At 37.6% G+C, this 3,728-nt stretch carries 4 protein-coding genes; 2 read left to right on the plus strand and 2 right to left on the minus strand.

Features of this window, described 5'->3' with window-relative positions:
* Positions 1–177 (plus strand): IS3 family transposase (locus BCG07_RS06195; RefSeq protein WP_286889322.1); only part of this gene is annotated, 177 nt, incomplete at its 5' end.
* A 477-nt stretch (positions 178–654) separates the two neighbouring features.
* Positions 655–1,071 carry an MgtC/SapB family protein gene (locus BCG07_RS06200; RefSeq protein ID WP_006794759.1) on the plus strand — a complete coding sequence of 139 codons (417 nt, stop codon included), beginning with the start codon at positions 655–657 and terminating at the stop codon, positions 1,069–1,071.
* Positions 1,072–1,137: 66 nt separating this feature from the next.
* Here BCG07_RS06200 and BCG07_RS06205 read toward each other — a convergent pair whose 3' ends face one another.
* Both BCG07_RS06205 and BCG07_RS06210 read right to left on the minus strand, forming a co-directional pair.
* On the minus strand, positions 1,138–2,160 hold the full coding sequence (locus BCG07_RS06205; RefSeq protein ID WP_138741184.1) for an energy transducer TonB: 1,023 nt from the start codon (positions 2,158–2,160) through the stop codon (positions 1,138–1,140).
* Between the two features lie 155 nt (positions 2,161–2,315).
* On the minus strand, positions 2,316–3,728 hold a 1,413-nt coding region (locus tag BCG07_RS06210; protein WP_286889320.1), incomplete at its 5' end, for a beta-ketoacyl synthase.

A 3,728-nucleotide genomic window follows, 5' to 3' on the forward strand; every position in this document is an offset into this window, starting at 1 on the left:
GAGATTATTCGCAGAAATGGCCCGTGGAAGAATGTTGATGCTGTTGAATACGCAACGTTAGAGTGGGTCAATTGGTTTAATAATCAACGCTTATTATCTTCAATTGGGTATATTTCACCAGCTCAATATGAAACAGACTACTATGATAATTTAAACGAGTCAGGTAAAGTGGCCTGACTTAAACAAACTGGTCTCCGATGAACTCGGGGCGATTCAAACTTTGTAAAAGAAAACCCTTCTCTATCTTTTGGAATGGGTTTGAATGGATCTTTGTAAGGGTCTGAACGAGCTTTGCTATTCATATTTTGATTTAATTTATCGTTATTTTGAGCATGCCCATCTATTAAAACTCCTGCCACCGTGCAACCACTTAAGTACACACTTATTAATAGTGTTAATAATAATTTCATAGTTTCATCCTCTAAAAGCATGGATTTATACTATACGTTTATAAAATTAAGACTGTAAAAAGTTGTAAAACCAATTTAAATACACCTGTAAATACATTAAGTAAAAGTGATAAACCAATGTGTACATTTTACTAAATATGATCTAAATCAACCTAAAATAAAAAACAATACATTGATTTTAAATGTTTTTATAATTGGCGTGGCAATTGCTTTTGTAAGTTAAGTTTTTTAATAGAGAATCGCAATGGAATTTGATTTACAGTGGAATGAAATCTTAGATAACTTAATTCATTTAGGTATTGCCTACGCCCTAGCCTTGCCAATGGCCTACGATAGAGAGCGAAGTAAAGACGGCGCTGGACTAAGAACATTTCCGTTAGTAGCAGTTGCATCGTGTGGGTATGCACTTATAGCCATGTCGGTACTAGACTCATCTGAAGCACAATCTAAAATGTTACAAGGAATAATAACAGGTATTGGTTTTATTGGTGGTGGCGCAATTTTGAAAAATAACCAGTCAACATCAGGTACTGCGACAGCAGCGAGCATATGGAATATGGGATTAATTGGTATTGCTGTAGCAAATAACCGATATGAAGTAGCCATTTTGCTAGCTATTATTAACTTTATAACGCTCAGGTATGTAAAAAAATTGAAGTAATATAGCTTAAAAGTAAAAACCCCATCGTTATATATGGGGTTTTAAATAAAAATATTTTTTTGGTCTTTACAAAAAAGCATTTCCACTTTGTTTTAGCGTTACTGTTTGTGCTTGCGCACTTTTAATTAATAACCCGCAACGTAAATCATATTTAGAAATGACAATTTTATCAATAGCGCTTGTGTTGTAATTTACCACTTTATTTTCACAGCGCAGTTGAACCTTGCTAAGTGGCATTGTTGACTCAAGCACAACCTCACTTTTAGACAGTAAAGGCATAACAGCTTGATCTGTCTCAATAGCTATTTGTTGGTTTATATCGCCTGAATTTTTATAAATATCATTAACTTGAGCTAGCAACTGCTGCTTGTTTTCATCTGTAAAAACAAAGGCTTTAATATTTCCTAGGGCATCAATTGCATCATAAGCGCGCACGTAGTCCTGTTTAGATATAAACCATTGCAAAGCATTTTTTACCACTCGCACTTTAATCTGATCTGGTAAATTATCTCTAAATAAAAATGCATTATTAATATGTTTATCAAAGCCAATCCAATCTTGGGTAAAGTAGCTATGCTGACTTTTTAGCCATGAAAGTAATACTATTTCAACAGTATTTTTAGCATGGTCGCGTTCTAGCTCTATTATTTTAATTTGCGCTTCGTCTAATTTTTTTTCATTAATTAGATTACTTGCCGTTTCATAATCATTAAAAAAGCCATGCGTTGCTTTGTCGTTAGTGTACCCCAAGTGCAGGTTTTGAGAAGTCACTGTAATAAGCTTGGCACTAGGCACAGCTTTACCATCGACCTGAGCACTCTTGTAATTTAGTTTTGACACATACTCAACAACTTCTCTTTTGTATTTGTCTTGCCCGATAGATGCAACAATTTCTATATCACTAACCTGACCGCTTTCATTCACAACATAACTACTTAAATTTAAGCCTTCAAAGCGTGACACACGAGAAGATGTATTTGTTTGTTTATTGTAGTTGTCCTTAACAACTTCAGCTGGCACAAAATCTGCCATTACTGGCACACAAGTTAACGCAGGTAATATAGAAAGAGCTATAGAGAGTTTTTTCATTTGATTATCCATCCTAGAACGCAAAGTAGCTATTATAGAAACAAACATTATAAAAAGATGCAAGCTTATATTTATAACTAACCAAAATTTAACTATAGGCTAATAAATATAAAAAAGGCGCTTTATTAAGCGCCTTGGGTTTCAAGTATGTGTGCTTAAAACATATCTTGATAGGAGTGGGTTGTATTAAACGAAATTGCTTTATCAAAACCAGGAAGCTCTATTCCGTCTTCGCCAATTACAATGTCGTTATCGTCAATGGCGCCATCACCAAAACGATATACTAATTCGTACTTACCAAGGTCAGCTTGCGCTTTATAGGTATTTTGCAAAGCAACAACGGATGTATTTTTATAAGCGTAATCACTCATCGCTTTATCACCATGGCGCTTAGCAAGCATTTGTAGTGTTACTTTAGCGCTAAGTACTGTAGCTGTGGCGTTATTACCGCCAAAACCTTTTGAGTTTATAAAGGCGATGTCCATGTCGCCACAGTCGTAATGGCTGTTACGTATATCTAAGTGATCTGCATAAACATCGTCGGCCACTTTATCTATGGTAGTAATACCCGGCATAATATTATGGCTAAATACCCCCAGCGCAATAGCAAGTTGATCGCCACTTGCGGGGGCAATTGTATGCCCTACATAAGCTTTTGGCGCCGTTACTTTCCAGCTATCAATGGCAAAGGTTTGTGCCACTTTATGGTAAATAAGAGATTCTGTTACTCTATTTTGCGGCGTGCTAGAACCATGCGCTAAAATAAAGCTACGCTTTTGTAGCGCCTCTTTACCCAATAAGCTTGTTGCCAATGCCGCAGATTTAGCCATTGTAATGTAGTTACCCGGACCCGGTGAGGTGATTGATTTTTTAATGCCATCGGCATTTACAAATACATCAGGTACTGAGCCCATAATATCTGCACCAAGCTCAAGTGCTAATGCATCATCCATTAAAATAGTGACTTGTGCGCCTTCACCTAATGTAAAACCACAGTTTTCGCCAAATGGGCGGCTGCTTTTACGGTAATCGGGCTCTTGTTCACTACTTAAGTTATCTAAACGGCGCAGGCCTTCAACATTTGCAAGGGCGCTCATATTACCAAAGCCTTCTACCACTTCAGGCGTAATAGCGCATTCAACACTTGCTACCACCGCAACACGGGTGCGCCCTGCTTGAATATCGTTTACTGCAGCGCGTAAGTTATATAAAAATGTGGCACATGCACCCGAGGTAGAAAACGTAGTACCTACATTACCTGTAACGTAGGCGTTTATAAAATCAGTCGACATCGTGTTTAAGCCAAGTGCTAATTGCTTTGTACTAACACGATCGCCTTGCTGGCGTGCTTTAACTAAACCGCCTAATCCTTTGTCGTCCATTTGGCCAATAACCGAGGCTGAATAAGTACCAATTTTATCTGGCTCTACGCTATTCATTATGCGTTGCCAATCAAGGCCTGTTGATTTAATCGCATCGTTTGCAGCAAATATGGTGGCTTGCAAACCGCGTGGCTGATAACGGCTGTTATACATAATTGATGGATCAAACCCGGTAGGAAACTGCCC

The organism is Pseudoalteromonas sp. ESRF-bin5 (assembly GCF_002632075.1).
GTDB lineage: Bacteria > Pseudomonadota > Gammaproteobacteria > Enterobacterales > Alteromonadaceae > Pseudoalteromonas > Pseudoalteromonas marina.

Bases quoted from the DNA above. Each gene is read 5' to 3' on its own strand.
- BCG07_RS06200 (WP_006794759.1), top strand. From the start codon at position 655: ATGGAATTTGATTTACAGTGGAATGAAATCTTAGATAACTTAATTCAT.
- BCG07_RS06205 (WP_138741184.1), bottom strand. From the start codon at position 2,160: ATGAAAAAACTCTCTATAGCTCTTTCTATATTACCTGCGTTAACTTGT.